This window comes from Bacillus sp. SCT118 (assembly GCF_058566435.1).
Genome location: NZ_CP191225.1, coordinates 1,620,007 through 1,636,830 on the forward strand (window position 1 = coordinate 1,620,007; position 16,824 = coordinate 1,636,830).

General features: G+C 41.7%; 20 protein-coding genes. 13 read left to right on the forward strand and 7 right to left on the reverse strand.

Annotated elements, in window-relative coordinates:
• Nucleotides 1-5: 5 nt before the first annotated feature.
• The gene (locus ACQVGT_RS08305; RefSeq protein WP_015483442.1) at nucleotides 6-899 is read left to right on the forward strand and encodes a deoxyribonuclease IV; all 894 of its coding nucleotides are present in this window, start codon (nucleotides 6-8) and stop codon (nucleotides 897-899) included.
• A 26-nt stretch (nucleotides 900-925) separates the two neighbouring features.
• Here the strand turns inward: ACQVGT_RS08305 and ACQVGT_RS08310 are convergent, their stop codons facing one another.
• Complete coding sequence (locus ACQVGT_RS08310; RefSeq protein ID WP_003230076.1) at nucleotides 926-1,180, reverse strand: DUF2624 domain-containing protein; 255 nt, start codon at nucleotides 1,178-1,180, stop codon at nucleotides 926-928.
• A gap of 115 nt (nucleotides 1,181-1,295) precedes the next feature.
• Between ACQVGT_RS08310 and ACQVGT_RS08315 the strand changes: the two genes are divergently transcribed.
• Both ACQVGT_RS08315 and zur read left to right on the forward strand, forming a co-directional pair.
• Nucleotides 1,296-2,177 (forward strand): YitT family protein, encoded by an 882-nt coding sequence (locus ACQVGT_RS08315; RefSeq protein WP_003230077.1) that lies wholly within the window; start codon nucleotides 1,296-1,298, stop codon nucleotides 2,175-2,177.
• Nucleotides 2,178-2,314: 137 nt separating this feature from the next.
• A complete protein-coding gene (zur, locus tag ACQVGT_RS08320) occupies nucleotides 2,315-2,752 on the forward strand; it encodes a zinc uptake transcriptional repressor Zur (protein WP_015384109.1) in 438 nt (145 codons plus the stop codon).
• A 42-nt stretch (nucleotides 2,753-2,794) separates the two neighbouring features.
• Here the strand turns inward: zur and ACQVGT_RS08325 are convergent, their stop codons facing one another.
• Nucleotides 2,795-3,376, reverse strand: coding sequence for a nucleotidase (locus ACQVGT_RS08325; protein ID WP_015384108.1), 582 nt, complete (start codon nucleotides 3,374-3,376; stop codon nucleotides 2,795-2,797).
• A 132-nt stretch (nucleotides 3,377-3,508) separates the two neighbouring features.
• Between ACQVGT_RS08325 and ACQVGT_RS08330 the strand changes: the two genes are divergently transcribed.
• Nucleotides 3,509-3,898: a DUF308 domain-containing protein gene (locus ACQVGT_RS08330; RefSeq protein ID WP_010886568.1), complete on the forward strand. Its 390-nt coding sequence runs from the start codon at nucleotides 3,509-3,511 to the stop codon at nucleotides 3,896-3,898.
• 25 nt (nucleotides 3,899-3,923) lie between these two features.
• On the opposite strand, the gene ispG is transcribed toward ACQVGT_RS08330, so the two are convergent.
• From ispG to ACQVGT_RS08345, 3 genes are all read right to left on the reverse strand, one after another.
• Nucleotides 3,924-5,057, reverse strand: a complete 1,134-nt coding sequence (ispG, locus tag ACQVGT_RS08335) for a flavodoxin-dependent (E)-4-hydroxy-3-methylbut-2-enyl-diphosphate synthase (protein ID WP_010886567.1) — start codon at nucleotides 5,055-5,057, stop codon at nucleotides 3,924-3,926.
• A 122-nt stretch (nucleotides 5,058-5,179) separates the two neighbouring features.
• On the reverse strand, nucleotides 5,180-5,479 hold the full coding sequence (locus tag ACQVGT_RS08340; protein ID WP_014477356.1) for a LysM peptidoglycan-binding domain-containing protein: 300 nt from the start codon (nucleotides 5,477-5,479) through the stop codon (nucleotides 5,180-5,182).
• A 94-nt stretch (nucleotides 5,480-5,573) separates the two neighbouring features.
• The gene (locus ACQVGT_RS08345) at nucleotides 5,574-6,335 is read right to left on the reverse strand and encodes a DUF1189 domain-containing protein (protein WP_015384107.1); all 762 of its coding nucleotides are present in this window, start codon (nucleotides 6,333-6,335) and stop codon (nucleotides 5,574-5,576) included.
• Between the two features lie 109 nt (nucleotides 6,336-6,444).
• Between ACQVGT_RS08345 and ACQVGT_RS08350 the strand changes: the two genes are divergently transcribed.
• The 9 genes from ACQVGT_RS08350 to pstB (ACQVGT_RS08390) all read left to right on the forward strand — a co-directional run bounded on the left by ACQVGT_RS08350 (nucleotide 6,445) and on the right by pstB (ACQVGT_RS08390) (nucleotide 15,942).
• Nucleotides 6,445-6,927 (forward strand): DUF456 domain-containing protein, encoded by a 483-nt coding sequence (locus ACQVGT_RS08350; RefSeq protein WP_015483441.1) that lies wholly within the window; start codon nucleotides 6,445-6,447, stop codon nucleotides 6,925-6,927.
• A gap of 178 nt (nucleotides 6,928-7,105) precedes the next feature.
• On the forward strand, nucleotides 7,106-7,714 hold the full coding sequence (sodA, locus tag ACQVGT_RS08355) for a superoxide dismutase SodA (protein ID WP_004398583.1): 609 nt from the start codon (nucleotides 7,106-7,108) through the stop codon (nucleotides 7,712-7,714).
• Between the two features lie 106 nt (nucleotides 7,715-7,820).
• Complete coding sequence (locus ACQVGT_RS08360) at nucleotides 7,821-9,113, forward strand: MFS transporter (RefSeq protein ID WP_003230095.1); 1,293 nt, start codon at nucleotides 7,821-7,823, stop codon at nucleotides 9,111-9,113.
• A 113-nt stretch (nucleotides 9,114-9,226) separates the two neighbouring features.
• Nucleotides 9,227-11,380, forward strand: coding sequence for a penicillin-binding protein 2A (gene pbpA, locus ACQVGT_RS08365; protein ID WP_015483440.1), 2,154 nt, complete (start codon nucleotides 9,227-9,229; stop codon nucleotides 11,378-11,380).
• A gap of 154 nt (nucleotides 11,381-11,534) precedes the next feature.
• Nucleotides 11,535-12,437 carry a phosphate ABC transporter substrate-binding protein gene (locus ACQVGT_RS08370; protein ID WP_015384104.1) on the forward strand — a complete coding sequence of 301 codons (903 nt, stop codon included), beginning with the start codon at nucleotides 11,535-11,537 and terminating at the stop codon, nucleotides 12,435-12,437.
• Nucleotides 12,438-12,505: 68 nt separating this feature from the next.
• Entirely contained in the window at nucleotides 12,506-13,435 is a 930-nt protein-coding gene (gene pstC, locus ACQVGT_RS08375) for a phosphate ABC transporter permease subunit PstC (RefSeq protein WP_014477352.1), read from the forward strand.
• Nucleotides 13,435-14,319, forward strand: a complete 885-nt coding sequence (gene pstA, locus ACQVGT_RS08380; protein WP_003230103.1) for a phosphate ABC transporter permease PstA — start codon at nucleotides 13,435-13,437, stop codon at nucleotides 14,317-14,319. The genes pstC and pstA overlap by 1 nt, the downstream gene beginning before the upstream one ends.
• A gap of 20 nt (nucleotides 14,320-14,339) precedes the next feature.
• The gene (gene pstB / locus ACQVGT_RS08385; protein ID WP_015384102.1) at nucleotides 14,340-15,149 is read left to right on the forward strand and encodes a phosphate ABC transporter ATP-binding protein PstB; all 810 of its coding nucleotides are present in this window, start codon (nucleotides 14,340-14,342) and stop codon (nucleotides 15,147-15,149) included.
• 10 nt (nucleotides 15,150-15,159) lie between these two features.
• Nucleotides 15,160-15,942 carry a phosphate ABC transporter ATP-binding protein PstB gene (gene pstB / locus ACQVGT_RS08390; RefSeq protein WP_014480273.1) on the forward strand — a complete coding sequence of 261 codons (783 nt, stop codon included), beginning with the start codon at nucleotides 15,160-15,162 and terminating at the stop codon, nucleotides 15,940-15,942.
• Between the two features lie 29 nt (nucleotides 15,943-15,971).
• On the opposite strand, the gene ACQVGT_RS08395 is transcribed toward pstB (ACQVGT_RS08390), so the two are convergent.
• The gene (locus tag ACQVGT_RS08395) at nucleotides 15,972-16,436 is read right to left on the reverse strand and encodes an endolytic transglycosylase MltG (protein ID WP_014480272.1); all 465 of its coding nucleotides are present in this window, start codon (nucleotides 16,434-16,436) and stop codon (nucleotides 15,972-15,974) included.
• Nucleotides 16,433-16,786 (reverse strand): hypothetical protein, encoded by a 354-nt coding sequence (locus ACQVGT_RS08400; protein ID WP_003245993.1) that lies wholly within the window; start codon nucleotides 16,784-16,786, stop codon nucleotides 16,433-16,435. Before ACQVGT_RS08400 ends, ACQVGT_RS08395 begins: the two co-directional genes overlap by 4 nt.
• Nucleotides 16,787-16,824 lie beyond the last annotated feature (38 nt).

A 16,824-nucleotide genomic window follows, 5' to 3' on the forward strand; every position in this document is an offset into this window, starting at 1 on the left:
ACCTGTTGTTGAGAATAGGCTCACACGTCTCTATGAGCGGAAAACATATGCTTCTGGCTGCAAGCCAGGAAGCAGTCTCTTATGGGGCGAATACGTTTATGATCTATACAGGCGCACCGCAAAATACGCGCCGAAAGAAAATTGAAGACTTAAATATAGAAGCAGGCCGGGCACATATGCAAGAAAACGGCATTGACGAGATTATCGTACACGCGCCTTATATTATTAATATTGGCAACACGACAAATCCGTCCACTTTTGAGCTGGGTGTTGATTTTCTTCGTTCAGAAATTGAACGGACAGCGGCCATCGGAGCGAAGCAAATTGTCCTTCATCCTGGCGCTCACGTAGGGGCAGGAGCTGAAGCCGGCATCAAAAAAATTATTGAAGGCTTAAATGAAGTGATTGATCCGAATCAAAATGTCCAGATTGCATTAGAAACAATGGCTGGAAAAGGATCAGAATGCGGCAGAAGCTTTGAGGAGCTTGCACTGATTATCGAAGGCGTTACACACAATGAGCAGCTGTCAGTGTGCTTTGATACATGCCATACACATGATGCCGGGTATAACATTGTTGAAGACTTTGACGGAGTGCTGAATGAGTTCGATAAAATCATTGGCATTGACCGTATTAAAGTGCTTCATATCAATGACAGCAAAAATGTCAAAGGTGCGAGAAAAGACCGCCATGAAAATATTGGCTTTGGTGAAATTGGTTTTGACGCACTGCAATATGTTGTTCACCATGAGCAGTTAAAAGACATTCCAAAAATTCTTGAAACACCATATGTCGGTGAAGATAAAAAGAACAAAAAACCGCCATACCGTTTTGAGATTGAAATGCTGAAAGAAAAACAATTTGATGATACATTGCTCGAAAAGATTTTACAGCAATAAAAAATGGGGGATAACACCCCCATTTTTTAGCTTGTAAATTGTTTGAATAGTTCATTAACTGTTTGAGCTGTTTCTTTCGATGTAATCGTCTCTACTTGTTTCAGCAGCCGCATTCGTTCACTTTCATTAAAGATGTTTACATTTTTCCCGTATAACAGGTTCGCTACTTCAACGGCCTGTGACCTTGTTAAGCTGATTCCGTATTGTTTTGAGTACTTCAGCAAATCGTCAGCAGTAGCCTGATTAAGCCGCTGTAAAATAATTCTTTGAAATAAAATCATCGGTCATTCCACCTCCAGACTTAATGTATGGGCAAATCAGTAAAATGTGTCAGTGTTTAATGGTAAAATAGATTTATAATGTATTTAAAATAGTTATTGCAGGAAAGGAGATTTTATGACCCCAACAAAACAACATAAGAAAGAAACATTTACCCATTTTATTTTCAGGGTCTTTATGATTCTGGTAGGAGCTGCATCTGCGGCTGTAAGTATTGAATTATTTTTAATCCCCAATGATTTTATTGATGGCGGGATTATCGGTGTATCACTTATTTTAGACCACCTCTTTATGTCAAACCCCTTTCTGAATTTCGCTTTTTTCGTTGTCATATTAAATATTCCTTTTATGATCTTCGGATATAAATATATCGGTAAGACCTTTCTAGTCTCTACGTTTATAGGGATTGTCGGGCTTGCCGTTATTGAATCCTCACTTCACCATGTAGAAGCCATTACAACCCAGCCTATTTTGGCTACTGTGTTCGGAGGTCTTTTACTCGGCTTTGGCGTCGGGCTTGTTATTCGAAACGGAGGTTCAATGGATGGTACAGAAATTCTCGGTATTTTGCTGACCAAAAAACTCCCGTTTTCAGTAGGTGAGTTCGTTATGTTCATCAATGTGTTCATTTTCATTTGGGCAGTTTTTGTGTTCGGTCCTGAGCAAGCGATGTACTCATTCATGACTTATTATATTGCGATGAAAACGATTGATGCCGTGATCCAAGGGCTTGATGAAACAAAAGCTGTCATTATTGTGTCTGAGCAGTATGATGAGATTTCCGACGCGATTTTGCACCGTCTTGGTCGGGGCACAACGAAGCTGAAGGGGAAAGGCGGGTATACGGACGAAGAAAAAGACGTAATTTACGCGGTTGTCACAAGGCTGGAAGTGACAAAGCTCAAATCGATCGTGTTTGAAGTTGATCAAAATGCATTCATAACAATTATGAATACTCATGAAACGAGAGGCGGAAAATTCAAAAACGCAATCCACTAGGCTTTCATTTACTTTTATTCATTTTATGGGTATAATTTTATCTGCAGTAAAGACAATGGCTTGCTGGACAGACAGCTGCCATTTTCTTTTTCATACATGTGATACGTTCTTAAGCAAAGCGAAAAGGGGGACCCTTCATGAACGTACAAGAAGCGCTGAACCTATTAAAAGAAAACGGATATAAATATACAAACAAACGGGAGGATATGCTGCAGCTTTTTGCTGATTCAGACAGATATCTTACCGCTAAAAACGTACTGTCTGCACTGAATGATGATTATCCAGGCTTAAGCTTTGATACAATCTACAGAAATCTTTCTTTATATGAAGAACTTGGGATTTTGGAAACAACTGAGCTGTCCGGTGAAAAGCTCTTCCGATTTAAGTGTTCATTCACCCATCACCACCATCATTTTATTTGTCTTGCCTGCGGCAAAACAAAGGAAATTGAATCATGTCCGATGGACAAGCTTTGTGATGATTTAGATGGCTATCAGGTCAGCGGGCATAAATTTGAGATTTACGGCACATGCCCTGATTGTACAGCGGAAAACCAAGAAAACACTACTGGGTAAAATGCGTATATATGAAAAAGGGGCCCGGTTTGGGCTCCTTTTTCAGTTATTGACACGTATAAAGTGATGCTTGTTGTTGTTCATCCATTGAACGGCTTCTAGCCAGTTGTTTACTCTGATGATGTTTGAATCAATCGGAAGCTGATTATAAGGTGAATTGAACAAAATCACCGGTATCCCGGCTTCTTTCGCAATCATCATGGCGTTCCCGTGATGATCCTCAAAAAACAGGTCAATGTTACGATTCTTGACCGCTTCAACTTTGTGATGACCGCCAACGAGTTCGATGTGGTCATAATGAATGTTTTGTCTGTCAAACCATTCATAGGTAATATCAGTTAAATGAGTCCGTCTCGCTGTAATATAAATAAGCTTGTGCTCCTCTTTGAGAAGATCAAGTGACTGTTTCGCATGCTGTGCAAGCAATGCTTCCTTATATATGATCGCTTCATTTTGATTCATCCAATCCCAAAATTCTTCCTGGGTAATGTTTAACAGCTTTGTTAAATCATAATCCGTCATATCGTTTAATGAAATGGAAAGATTAAACGAACGGTTCAAATAAGGGACGAATGTATCCTGAGCCGTGATTGTGCCGTCAATATCTATTCCTAAGCGTAACATGCCCACACTCCTTCAGTTTCATCCCTTCAAGTGTAACATAAACAATTGACATTAACAGAAAAGTTTAGCAAACATGAATCAGGCAAAATGGATCAAACTATAAAAGCTCCTTTAATAAAACAGAAGGGGGAATTGAAGGTGGCAAACGATTACGAAAAGCGTGATAACAACAGTTACTATGTTGATCATGGATCTGAAGGGACAAATATTACCCGCGACAATGACGGTTTTTTTGAGGAAACAGCTGCTGAAATCGCAGAGCCTTATCGTGCTGCTGACCGCAGCAATGACCAAGACAATGATCGCAGCGGCGGCAATGTCAATGAAGGACGGGGAATAGGATATATCGCTTTAGCCTTGTCCATCATTTCATTGTTTGTACTGCCTGTTTTATTGGGAGCTGCTGGTATTATTGTCGGCTATATCGCAAGAAGAAGAGGTGCTCAAGGCCTTGGAGCCTGGGCAATGGGTATCGGTGTCGTTTCATTAGTGCTTGGAATATTTATTATTCCATTTTTCTAACACAAAAAAGCTTGACGGGTTCCCGTCAAGCTTTTTGTGTTTCTTCTTTTAATTTTGCTTTTTCAGCTTCAAGTTTTGCGTAGTGTTCCTCAGCAAGAATGTCAATTTCTTTTTTGAGTTCTTCTACCATCGTTTCCTCTGGAACCTTACGGACAATTTTCCCTTTCCGGAACAGCAGTCCTTCACCGCGTGCGCCGGCGATTCCAATATCAGCTTCTCTCGCTTCACCAGGTCCGTTTACAGCGCAGCCGAGAACAGCAACTTTAATCGGCGCTTTTATCTTAGAAATATACTCTTCCACTTCATTGGCAATGCTGATTAGATCAATCTCAATACGGCCGCAAGTCGGACATGAGATGAGCGTGGCAGCATTGGAGGCTAAGCCGAAAGATTTCAGAAGCTCCCTTGCTACTTTTACCTCTTCTACAGGGTCTGCGCTTAGTGAAATGCGCATGGTGTTCCCGATGCCTTTGCTTAAAATGGCGCCGAGTCCTGCTGCGCTCTTTACTGTGCCGGCAAACAGCGTTCCTGACTCGGTGATCCCGAGGTGAAGCGGGTAGTCAAACGCTTTCGCCGCTTTTTCATAAGCCTCGATTGCAAGGTTCACGTCAGAGGCCTTCATGCTGACAATAATATCGTGAAAATCAAGATCCTCAAGAATTTTAATGTGATGAAGTGCGCTTTCTACCATTCCATCGGCAGTCGGATAACCGTATTTTTCTAAAATGCGTTTTTCCAATGAACCGGCGTTTACTCCGATTCTGATCGGAATGCCTTTGTCTTTGGCCGCTTTAACAACCGCTTCAACTTTTTCGCGTCGGCCGATGTTGCCGGGGTTGATGCGGATTTTATCTGCGCCGCCTTCAATGGCTTTCAACGCAAGTTTATAATCGAAATGTATGTCAACAACGAGAGGAATGGAAATGCGCTTTTTAATATCCGCAATGGCGTTTGCTGCCCGTTCATCCGGACATGCTACCCGAACGATTTGGCATCCGGCTTCAGCCAAACGGTTAATTTCCGCAACCGTTGCTTCTACATCATGTGTTTTTGTTGTTGTCATGCTTTGGATGACAACTTCATTGTTGCCGCCTATTGTTAAAGGTCCCACTTTGACGGGACGAGTTTTTGTACGATGTGTGATTTCACTCACTTGCAATCGCTCCTTAATTGTAGTTGCCGCTTCTAGATATAACAATTCTAGTATGGTTTATGTGAATTTATTTTACAAATTACATTGTAACAGTGTCTTCGCCGAACTGACAAGAAATTAACGTTAAATTAAGGGTAGACCGGGAATTTGTACGCTGTTCCCGCTTGAATGGCATTGGCTTTCACATTTGGATTCAGTGCTTCAAAATCCTTTACAATGTCATCCGGAGAACCTGCTGATCCGACTATCGACATAACCGTATCACCCGGCTTTACCTTCACCGTTTTATAAGCCGGTTCTTGTGCAGCCGTTTTTGCTGATGCTTCATAGACAGGGAGGTCCTGAATGGGTATGGTTCCAATTTTAAGGTCATAAAAAAGAATAAAAAGAATAAAAACAATGCTGCATACTAAGGTGAGACGCTTCATCGCTTTTCCTCCCGCATACGAAATTTTATACCATAGTATGCTTGTCCATTTCGATTCATGACAAAAGAAAAGAGACTGCGAATGCAGCCTCGGTTTATACAGCAGCTTTTTTGGACGGAATCTCTTTTAAAACGAGAAACAGGATGACAAAATTGACGAACCAGTTCAGCAAAAATTCACTTGGTACGGTTGCTTCTAATGCCCGCATGATTGTAAAGAATACAGTTGAAAGGGTGATGGAATAAGCAGAAAGCTTCCAGAGCTGATGATAGGATAAATGTTTTTTCTGCGAATTCTTAATGATTAACCCGATAAGCGCTAAAAACGATACTTCAATAAATTTTCCTGCTGCTGTTACGAGAAAAATAAGAGCTGAGAGAACAGTGACAATCATCGCTTTATTTTGGTTTAACCCTGCAATGACATCTTTTTTCTGTAACTCTGACGGCATCATTGAGTAAGACATTTCTTGGGCTTGTCCGTCAATGGCCAAAACAAATTTGTTCTGAAGGATGCCGATCGCGTTTTGCTTTGCTTCAATTTGTTCAGTGCCATAGGAGTCTGTCGGATCGAACACGATAACGAAACCATTTGCTTGAGATTCCGTGGCTTTTTTCTCATCCGTTTGAAGTTTGCCGTTTGAAATTGTGAAATCAGGGAAATCTTTGTTTAAAACAGTTTTAAAGCCGTTCATTGATTTTACGGTCCCTGTACTTACATAATAAGCGGTAGGGATTGCAAACAGGACAGAGAGCAAAAATACATAAAGAATCGCTTTTCCGATTCCTTGAAATCTTGTTTTTGCAATATCACGGGGAGAGTATGTACTTTTAATGAAAAGCTGAAACACATTCACTATCTTCACTTCCTAGCTAAACTAATATATGTTGCTTATTGTATCGTTGCATGCGTGTGAATACAAGGAAGACATGAAGAAGACAGAGTAAAATGGGAGGATGGAAGCTATGGATATGTTGTATTGGCTGTTGATTGCAGCGGTTTTTATCATTGCCTTTATCGGGCTGGTGTATCCTGTTATTCCGAGCGTAGTATTTATTGTTGCCGGATTTGTATTGTACGGATTTTTATTTTCATTCAGTCCGTATTCTTATATGTTCTGGCTTGTTGAGGCAGTTTTTGCCGCAGTATTATTCGCAGCAGATTACGTGTCGAATCTGCTTGGAGTAAAAAGGTTCGGAGGAAGCAAAGCTGCCATATGGGGAAGCACGATCGGTTTATTAGTCGGGCCTTTTGTCATTCCGGTTGCAGGGATCATATTGGGTCCGTTTATCGGGGCTGTTTGCGCAGAACTTATCGTCCATCAGAAGGACTTAAAGTCAGCGTTTAAAATTGGCCTCGGCTCACTCATTGGTTTTTTAACAGGGGTTATTGCCAAGGGCATCATACAGCTTTTGATGATCGGATACTTTTTATGGACGGTCCTATAAGAAATGCTGGCGGCAGGTTTAATGGGGCAGATTATCGGTTAAAGTGAAGTATGTCCGCTGAAATGAGCCAAATCGTGAGCTTTTTCATTGATTACAAAGCATTCTTTTGTTACATTGAATGAAGAAAGGCTCGCTGTGAAGCGGCATTTCAGTACATATATACTAAGGAGGAATTATCATGGCTTACGAACTTCCAGAATTACCTTATGCGTACGATGCTTTAGAACCGCATATCGACAAGGAAACTATGACTATTCACCATACGAAACACCACAACACATACGTGACAAATTTAAACAAAGCGGTTGAAGGAAACACTGCTCTTGCCAACAAATCAGTTGAAGAGCTTGTTGCAGATCTTGATTCTGTTCCTGAAAACATCCGCACTGCAGTCCGCAACAACGGCGGCGGACACGCGAACCACAAATTATTCTGGACACTTTTATCTCCAAACGGCGGAGGCGAACCGACTGGCGCGCTTGCTGAAGAGATCAACAGTGTATTTGGAAGCTTTGACAAATTCAAAGAGCAATTCGCAGCAGCTGCAGCTGGACGCTTCGGTTCTGGCTGGGCATGGCTTGTTGTGAACAACGGTAAACTTGAAATCACAAGCACGCCAAACCAAGATTCTCCGCTTTCAGAAGGCAAAACGCCTATCTTAGGTCTTGACGTTTGGGAGCATGCTTACTACCTTAACTATCAAAACCGCCGTCCTGATTACATTTCAGCTTTCTGGAATGTTGTAAACTGGGACGAAGTGGCTCGTCTATACAGCGAAGCAAAATAATGGCACAAACAAGGTCCTCATTATGGGACCTTGTTTTTTTATGTCTTCTTTTTACATATCTCGGTTTGAGTGAGACAGACTAAGGGATAGTAAAGGGGAGTCAGTAATGAGCAAACTAAAAAAAGTGATAGGCGATGTAGACGTAAACAAAGGGTTACTCTTTCTGCTGACCATTGGCGGGCTTTACTCGCTGGGAATTGCACTGTCCAATACATTTGTTAATGTGTATCTTTGGAAGCAGTCAGGGAAATTTATTGATTTGGCGATATATAATTTATCCATTGTGACAATGCAGCCGATAACCTTTTATTTGGCTGGACGGTTAGCCAAAAAAATAGACAGGGTATTTATTTTAAGGTTCGGCGTCATTTTTTTAGCTGCCTTTTATTTAAGTGTGCTTTTAGCCGGAGAAACGGCGGCCAGCCGCCTCGTGCTAATAGGCGCGGTGCTCGGAGTGGGCTATGGCTTTTATTGGCTAGCGTTTAACGTGCTGACCTTTGAAATAACAGAGCCGGATACGCGAGACTTTTTCAACGGGTTTATGGGCATTCTGTCTTCCTCTGCAGGAATGATCGGCCCGATTGTAGCCGGATTCGTGATCTCAAGGCTTGAAAATAATACGGGTTATACAGTGATTTTCAGTCTCTCCCTCAGTTTATTTGCCCTGGCTGTCGTGATGAGCTTTTTCTTAAAACGGAGAGAATCAAAGGGCCGTTTTATGCTGAGCAAAGTATTTGGAGAGCGCCATAGCAATATGAATTGGCGGAGAATCACGAATGCGCATTTTTTTCAGGGTTTGAGAGAAGGGATTTTTGTCTTTTTAATCAGTGTGTTTGTATTTATTGAGACAAACAGCGAACTTGCTCTCGGTACATTCGGTCTTGTCAATTCAGCTGTTTCCTTCTTTGCCTACTACTTTGCATCCAGGCTGATTAAGAAAAAGGCAAGAAAAAAATCGATTTTGCTGGGCGGACTTATTTTGTATGGCGCGCTGTTTTTGATTTTGTTTCATATGAGCTTTTCGACATTATTAACGTACGGCGTTTTTATTGCCATCGGCTATCCTCTGTTGCTTGTGCCATATGTATCACTTACATATGATGTGATAGGGCGGGCGAGGCATGCAAGAAAAGCAAGAATTGAATATATCGTGCTTAGAGAAATGTTCTTGAACGCCGGCAGAATTGTTTCCATTTTGTGCTTTCTCCTGATCGTGGCCCTTCTGAAAGAGGATGTGGGAATTCCTTTGTCACTTGCGATATTGGGTATAGGACATCCTTTGATTTATTACTTTGTCAAGGATATCCGTTTTAAGGAGAAAGAAGGGGAAAATGAAACCATGGAAGAAGACGGCCAAAAACGGGTAACAGAACCGACCCTGTTAAAAGGCGAGAGATAATTTTTTTGCCAAAAAGGGGTTATCTGTAGAAAAAAGTCGAAAAAACCTTTAAAATGAAAACTGGCACTCTTACTTGAGTGTCTTTTCTTTCTGTAAATAGAAAAGGTGATGTTATGAGGAGAAATAAACCAAAAAAGCAAAATCATAAAGAGAAAAAGAAGTCGCTTCCGATCCGGCTGAATATTTTATTTTTAGCTGCCTTTGTTATATTTACCTGGATTATTGTGGAACTGGGCATCAAGCAGATCGTGCAAGGCGATGATTACAAAAACCAAGCGAATAAGCAGGAACAAAGTGAAGTCAGCTCAGCGGTACCACGCGGGAAAATTTATGATCGAAACTTTAATGCCATTGTGACAAATAAGGCTTTAAATGCAATCACATACACGAGATCTAAATCGACCACGCAAGAACAGCGCTTAAAGATCGCAAAAAAGCTGTCTGACATGATCAAAGTCGATACAAAAAAAGTAACAGAACGGGATAAAAAAGATTATTGGATTTTGACTAGACCGAAAGAAGCGAAAAAGCTCATTAGCTCTAAAGAAAGACAGCAGGTTGAAGACAAAAAAATATCCGATGACGATTTATACCAGCTTCAGCTAAAACGGATTACTGATAAGCAGCTGAATGAATTAACGGATAAAGATATGCAGATCCTCGCTATCAAAAGACAGATGGATTCGGGCTATGCATTGACCCCTCAATATATCAAAAACGAAGATGTATCAGCGAAGGAAATGGCAGTGGTAAGTGAACATTTAGACGAACTGCCAGGTGTTGATGTCACGTCCGATTGGGAACGTGAATATCCGTATAAAAACCTTCTTCGCTCAGTGCTCGGAAGTGTTTCCAGCTCTAATGAAGGGTTGCCGTCCAACTTGCTCGACCATTATCTGTCGCTTGGCTACAGCCGTAATGACAGGGTCGGAAAAAGCTATTTGGAATACCAATATGAAAGCCTTCTGCAGGGCCAAAAAGCCAAAGTCGAAAATATCACAGATTCAAACGGCAATGTCACGGGAACAAAAACGGTATCTGAAGGCAAAGCCGGTAAAGATCTCGTGCTTACGATTGACATTGATTTGCAAAAAGAAGTGGAAAAAATCATTGAGAAGAACCTCAAATCTGCTAAAGCAAGACCAAGCACGCAATTGTTAGACCGTGCATTCGTTGTCATGATGGACCCAAGAAACGGTGAAGTGCTTTCAATGGCGGGCAAGCAGATTAAACAAGAAAATGGGAAATATAAAATTGATGATTACGCTTTAGGTACAATGACGTCATCTTATGCCATGGGATCAGCGGTCAAAGGCGCAACAGTCTTGACAGGCCTTCAAACCGGAGCTATTAATCTGAATACTGTTTTTCAAGATGAACCATTGTATATCGGCAGTCAGGATAAACGCGGTAAAAAGTCATGGACTAACTTAGGACCGGTCAATATTCAAAGAGCCTTAGAGCAGTCTTCCAACGTATTTATGTTTAAAACTGCGATCGCGCTCGGAAAAGGTGAATATAAACCGCACCAGGCTTTACCGATTGATACGACGGCCTTTGATACGTTCCGTAATTACTTCAGCCAATTTGGACTGGGTGTCAAAACTGGAATTGATCTTCCGAATGAAATGACAGGCTATAAAGGAACAGACAGATTGACGGGATTCTTGCTTGACTATGCGATCGGCCAATACGACACGTATACACCGCTGGAACTCGCGCAATACGTATCAACGATTGCAAACGGCGGATATCGCTTAAAGCCTCAGCTTGTAAAGGAAGTCAGAGAACCTGATGCTAAAAGAGGGATCGGTGCTGTCGTACAATCCGTTCAGCCGGAAGTGCTGAATAAAATCGACATGAAGAGTGAATACATTAAAGAGGTTCAGGCCGGATTCAGACGGGTGATGACAAAAGGGACAGCTGCCAGCCAATTTGCTTCAGCGTCATATCAGCCTGCCGGTAAAACAGGAACAGCACAATCGTTCTATGATGGACCTGATAAATCAAAAACAGGAACATCGACTTATAATACGACACTTGTCGCCTATGCACCGGCTGATAATCCTGAGATTGCAATCTCTGTAGTAGTCCCTTGGGCTTATATTGATTACAGCGCTAAATATACCATTACAAACGAAATCGGCAGGGAAGTAATGGATAAATATTTTGAGCTGAAATCGAAGCAGGACAAAGAAGATACTCAGCAAAAGAATAAAGACAAAATTGAAGAAAATGCAGAAAACACAACGTCTTCTGATAACTAAAAAGAAACGCTCACATGATGTGGGCGTTTTTTTTATACAAAAAAACGCACTGATTTACAAAACCTTAACATTCGGTTCAAACCCTTTTTACATAGAACCTTTACTCTATACGTGTAGGACAAATTACACATTATACGCAGGGGGAATTCAGGAAATGAAAAAAAACAAATTGATGCTTATGCTTCTGATGGCTGCTTTTATGATGATTGCAGCTGCATGCGGAAATGCAGGAGAAAGTAAAAAATCGAATAGCGATTCTGCAAAAGGAGAAGAAAAGGCATCAGGTTCTTTAACCATTTCTGGTTCATCGGCTATGCAGCCACTAGTACTTGCAGCCGCGGAAAAATTTATGGAAGAAAACCCTGATGCTGATATACAGGTACAAGCTGGCGGTTCTGGAACAGGGCTTTCTCAAGTCTCTGAAGGTGCTGTTCAGATCGGGAATTCAGACGTTTTTGCTGAAGAAAAAGAAGGCATCGATGCAAAAGCGCTTGTCGATCATCAAGTCGCTGTAGTTGGTATGGCAGCAGCTGTAAACCCTGATGCTGGTGTGAAGGATATTTCAAAAGAAGAATTGAAAAAAATCTTCACTGGCAAAATTAAAAACTGGAAAGAGCTCGGCGGCAAAGACCAAAAGATTACACTTGTAAACCGTCCTGATTCTTCTGGCACACGTGCTACATTTGTGAAATATGCGCTTGACGGAGCGGAGCCTGCAGAAGGCATTACTGAAGATTCCTCCAACACGGTGAAAAAGATCATTGCTGATACTCCGGGAGCGATTGGATATCTTGCATTCTCATATTTAACAGATGACAAAGTAACTGCTCTATCTATTGACGGTGTTAAACCTGAAGCGAAAAATGTAGCAACTGGCGAGTATCCGATCTGGGCTTATCAGCATTCTTATACAAAAGGTGAAGCGACAGGTTTAGCTAAAGAATTTCTTGATTATCTAAAGAGTGAAGACATTCAAAAAAGCATTGTTACTGACCAAGGCTACATTCCGGTTACTGATATGAAAGTGACACGCGATGCCAACGGGAAGCAAAGCTGATCTTAATAAAAAGAGGAGTGCGGGGACAACCGTTTCTCCTCTTAACACATTCATAGGAGTGTAAAACAATGATAAACAATAGAGAAAATATGTCTGTGAGCGAGCGTCTAATCAGCTCAAGGCAAAATCGGCAATTGGATGAAGTTCGGGGAAGAATGATTGTGACAGCATGTGCGCTGATTATGATTGCGGCATCTGTTGCAATCACCATTTTCCTCGGCGTGAAGGGGCTGCAATCTTTTCTTGTAAATGGTGTAAGCCCAATTGAATTCTTAACGAGCTTAAATTGGAATCCTACAGATAGTGATCCGAAATACGGAGTGCTGCCATTTATTTTTGGCTCATTTGCAGTAACGATTCTTTCTGCTCTAATCGCTGCGCCGCTTGGCATTGCAGGTGCGATTTTTATGACAGAGATTGCCCCGAATTGGGGAAAGAAAGTGCTGCAGCCGGTAATTGAGCTTTTAGTCGGTATTCCATCTGTTGTTTATGGATTCATAGGTCTTACAGTATTGGTGCCGTTTATCGCCCAGTTCAAATCGAGCGGAACAGGGCACAGTTTATTGGCGGGAACGATTGTCCTTTCCGTCATGATTCTGCCGACGATCACATCGATTTCTGCTGATGCAATGGCTTCTCTTCCGAAGAGTTTACGAGAGGGTTCTTACGCGCTTGGTGCGACAAGATGGCAGACGATCAGAAAAGTACTTGTGCCTGCAGCTTTTCCAACATTGATGACAGCTGTTGTGTTAGGCATGGCTCGGGCGTTCGGCGAAGCTTTGGCTGTTCAGATGGTCATTGGAAATACAAGAGTATTGCCGGAAAGCCTGTTTGACACTGCGGGAACGCTGACAACGATCATCACGCTGAATATGGGCCACACCACATACGGAAGCGTTGAAAACAATACGCTTTGGTCAATGGGGCTTGTGCTTCTGGTGATGTCATTCTTGTTCATCCTGCTTATTCGCTACTTGTCATCTAGGAGGAAAGTGTAATGAACCGCAAAATAACAGATAAACTGGCGACCGGAATGTTTGGTTTGTGTGCAGCCATTATCGCTGCCATTTTAGTAGGTTTGTTTTCCTATATTATTATAAACGGTGTTTCTCAGCTCAGTTTTCAATTTATTACAACAAAATCGAGCGCCATTGCAGCTGGAGGAGGCATACGAGATCAGCTGTTTAACTCCTTTTATATTTTGTTTATTACAATGCTGATTACAATCCCGCTCGGTGTGGGCGGCGGAGTCTTCATGGCTGAGTACGCGCCTAATAACAAAGTGACTGACTTCATCAGAACATGTATAGAGGTGCTTTCATCTCTTCCGTCTATTGTCATTGGGATGTTTGGATTATTGATGTTTGTCAACTTAACAGGCTGGGGATATACGATCATAGGCGGGGCGCTTGCGTTAACTGTTTTTAACCTTCCTGTCATGGTGCGTGTGACAGAAGACGCGATCCGTTCAGTCCCTAAAGATCTGAAGGAAGCCTCTCTCGCTTTAGGTGTATCACGCTGGCATACCGTAAAAACGGTTTTGATTCCAAGTGCGATTCCTTCTATTATCACAGGAGCAATTTTAGCGTCAGGAAGGGTGTTCGGGGAAGCGGCCGCATTATTATTTACGGCAGGCCTGACAACACCGCGTCTTAATTTTACGGAGTGGAACCCGTTTTCGGAAACATCACCGCTTAATATTTTCAGGCCCGCTGAAACACTTGCGGTCCACATTTGGAACGTCAATACACAAGGAATGATTCCGGATGCTGAAGCGATTGCCAACGGTGGTTCTGCCGTGCTGGTGATTTCTGTTCTTGTGTTTAATCTCGCAGCGAGATGGCTTGGCACGATGATCTACAAAAAGCTTACGGCTAATTAGAACGGAAAGAGGCGAAAAACATGTCTGAACAAATGGTAAAAGAAAAACCTGAGCGAGCTGTTATTGTTCCGAAGCAGAACCACGTGCTTGAAGTCAAAGATCTGTCTATTTTTTACGGAAATAAACAAGCGGTTCATCATGTAAACATGGATATTGAAAAGAATGCGGTGACTGCTTTAATTGGGCCGTCGGGATGCGGAAAATCCACTTTTTTGAGAAATATTAACCGAATGAACGATTTAATTCCATCTGCAAGAGCGGAAGGTGAAATCCTTTATGAGGGATTAAATATATTGGGCGGCAATATTAACGTTGTCAGCTTGAGAAGAGAAATCGGAATGGTTTTCCAAAAACCAAATCCATTTCCGAAATCGATCTATGCGAATATCACACATGCATTGAAATATGCCGGAGAGCGGAATAAAGCCGTTTTAGATGAAATTGTGGAAGAAAGTTTAACAAAAGCAGCGCTCTGGGATGAGGTGAAGGATCGTTTACATTCATCAGCACTCTCGTTATCCGGCGGCCAGCAGCAGCGTTTATGCATCGCGAGAACGCTTGCGATGAAGCCGGCTGTTCTTCTGCTTGATGAACCAGCTTCAGCGCTTGATCCGATTTCAAATGCAAAAATAGAGGAATTAATTACAGGATTGAAAAGAGAATACTCAATTATTATTGTCACGCACAATATGCAGCAGGCTCTGCGGGTTTCTGACCGGACGGCATTCTTTTTAAACGGAGAGCTTGTAGAGTACGGACAGACCGAACAGATTTTCACGAGTCCGAAAAAGCAAAAGACAGAGGATTATATTAACGGGAAATTCGGATAGGAGGGCGGCAATGAGTATTGCTACCGAAGCTGTAATGAAACAGGAAGTCTATCAAGTCAATGGAATGAACTTATGGTATGGACAGCATCATGCTTTAAAAAATATCAATTTGAGCATTTATGAAAATGAGGTTACGGCGATTATCGGGCCATCCGGATGCGGGAAATCGACCTTTATCAAGACATTGAATTTAATGATTCAAATGACGCCGAATGTAAAGCTTGCAGGTGAGCTGAACTATAATGGCAGCAACATTTTAAAGGATAAAGTGGACATCGTGGATTTGCGAAAAAATATCGGCATGGTATTCCAAAAAGGGAATCCGTTTCCGCAATCTATTTTTGATAATGTGGCTTACGGACCGAGAGTCCACGGCACCAAAAATAAAAAGAAGCTTCAAGAAATTGTGGAAAAGTCATTAAAAGACGTGGCATTATGGGATGAGGTGAAGGATCGATTGCATACGTCCGCTCTTTCGCTGTCAGGGGGCCAGCAGCAGCGTCTTTGCATCGCCAGAGCACTTGCGACCAATCCTGATATTTTGTTGATGGATGAACCGACATCTGCACTAGATCCAATCTCAACGAGAAAAATTGAAGAACTCATTCTAGAGCTGAAAAATAAATACACAATTGTCATTGTCACGCATAACATGCAGCAGGCAGCAAGGGTTTCTGATCAAACCGCCTTTTTCTACATGGGCGAGCTTGTTGAATGCGACAATACGAATAAAATGTTCTCTAACCCGAAGGACCAAAGAACGCTCGATTACATTTCAGGAAAGTTTGGATGAAAAAAAACAGGCTGAGTCAGCCTGTTTTTTTATCGTGTTAACGTTTTTACGATCTTTTTGAAACTCATGTCTGATTTTACTTTAAACTCGCCGGCACGAATTTCTTTGTGATAGCCGGCATCAATGACATAGTCATTAAAGTCTTGAGCCGAAGAGATAATGCCCTCTTTTTCAAGAATAGCAGATACATCCGCAGTGCTCATGCCATCTTTAATTTTGAGCTTGTACGTTTTGACTTTGTCTGTTTTCGTGTCTGAGCTGCTGTCATCGGTCAACGATTTCTCTTTTGAATCAAGAAGTTTTTGATATTCATCACGGTTCACAGAAACCATTTTTTTAGAATCAAGGTAATTGTTCACGTCTTGTTCAGTTACTGTTTTATTATCTTTTACAGCAGCGGCCTGGTCTTCGTCAGTCAGATAAAAAACAGCTGCAAGAACGGCTGTCGCTAAAATGATGCCGCCAGCAAATGCCTGAATGCCCCGTTTTGTCATACGAGCACCTTCTCATTATCTTTGATAATCGTATTCACGTCTTCCACTGATACATGCTCAGCTTTAGCAATCGCTTCAGCTGACATACCGTTATTATATTTAGAAAGTATTTGTTTAGCGATTTTTTGATTGATGTCGTTCTGCTTTGATTTGCGAATGACAAGGTTTGTTTCCAGTAATTCTTCCTCAAGCACTGTCATTTTCTTTTTGAGCTTGTAAATTTCCTGCATCGCAGAAAGCTGCAGTGTTTCGAGCTCCTGTTCTACATCTTTCATCGGGTCTCTTTGAGAATATGAGAATGCAATTAGCGCTATACTGACGATAAACAACGCAATAATAGCAATTTCCACGTTTCATCACCTTCTATTCTTTTTTTATCCTTCTTTTT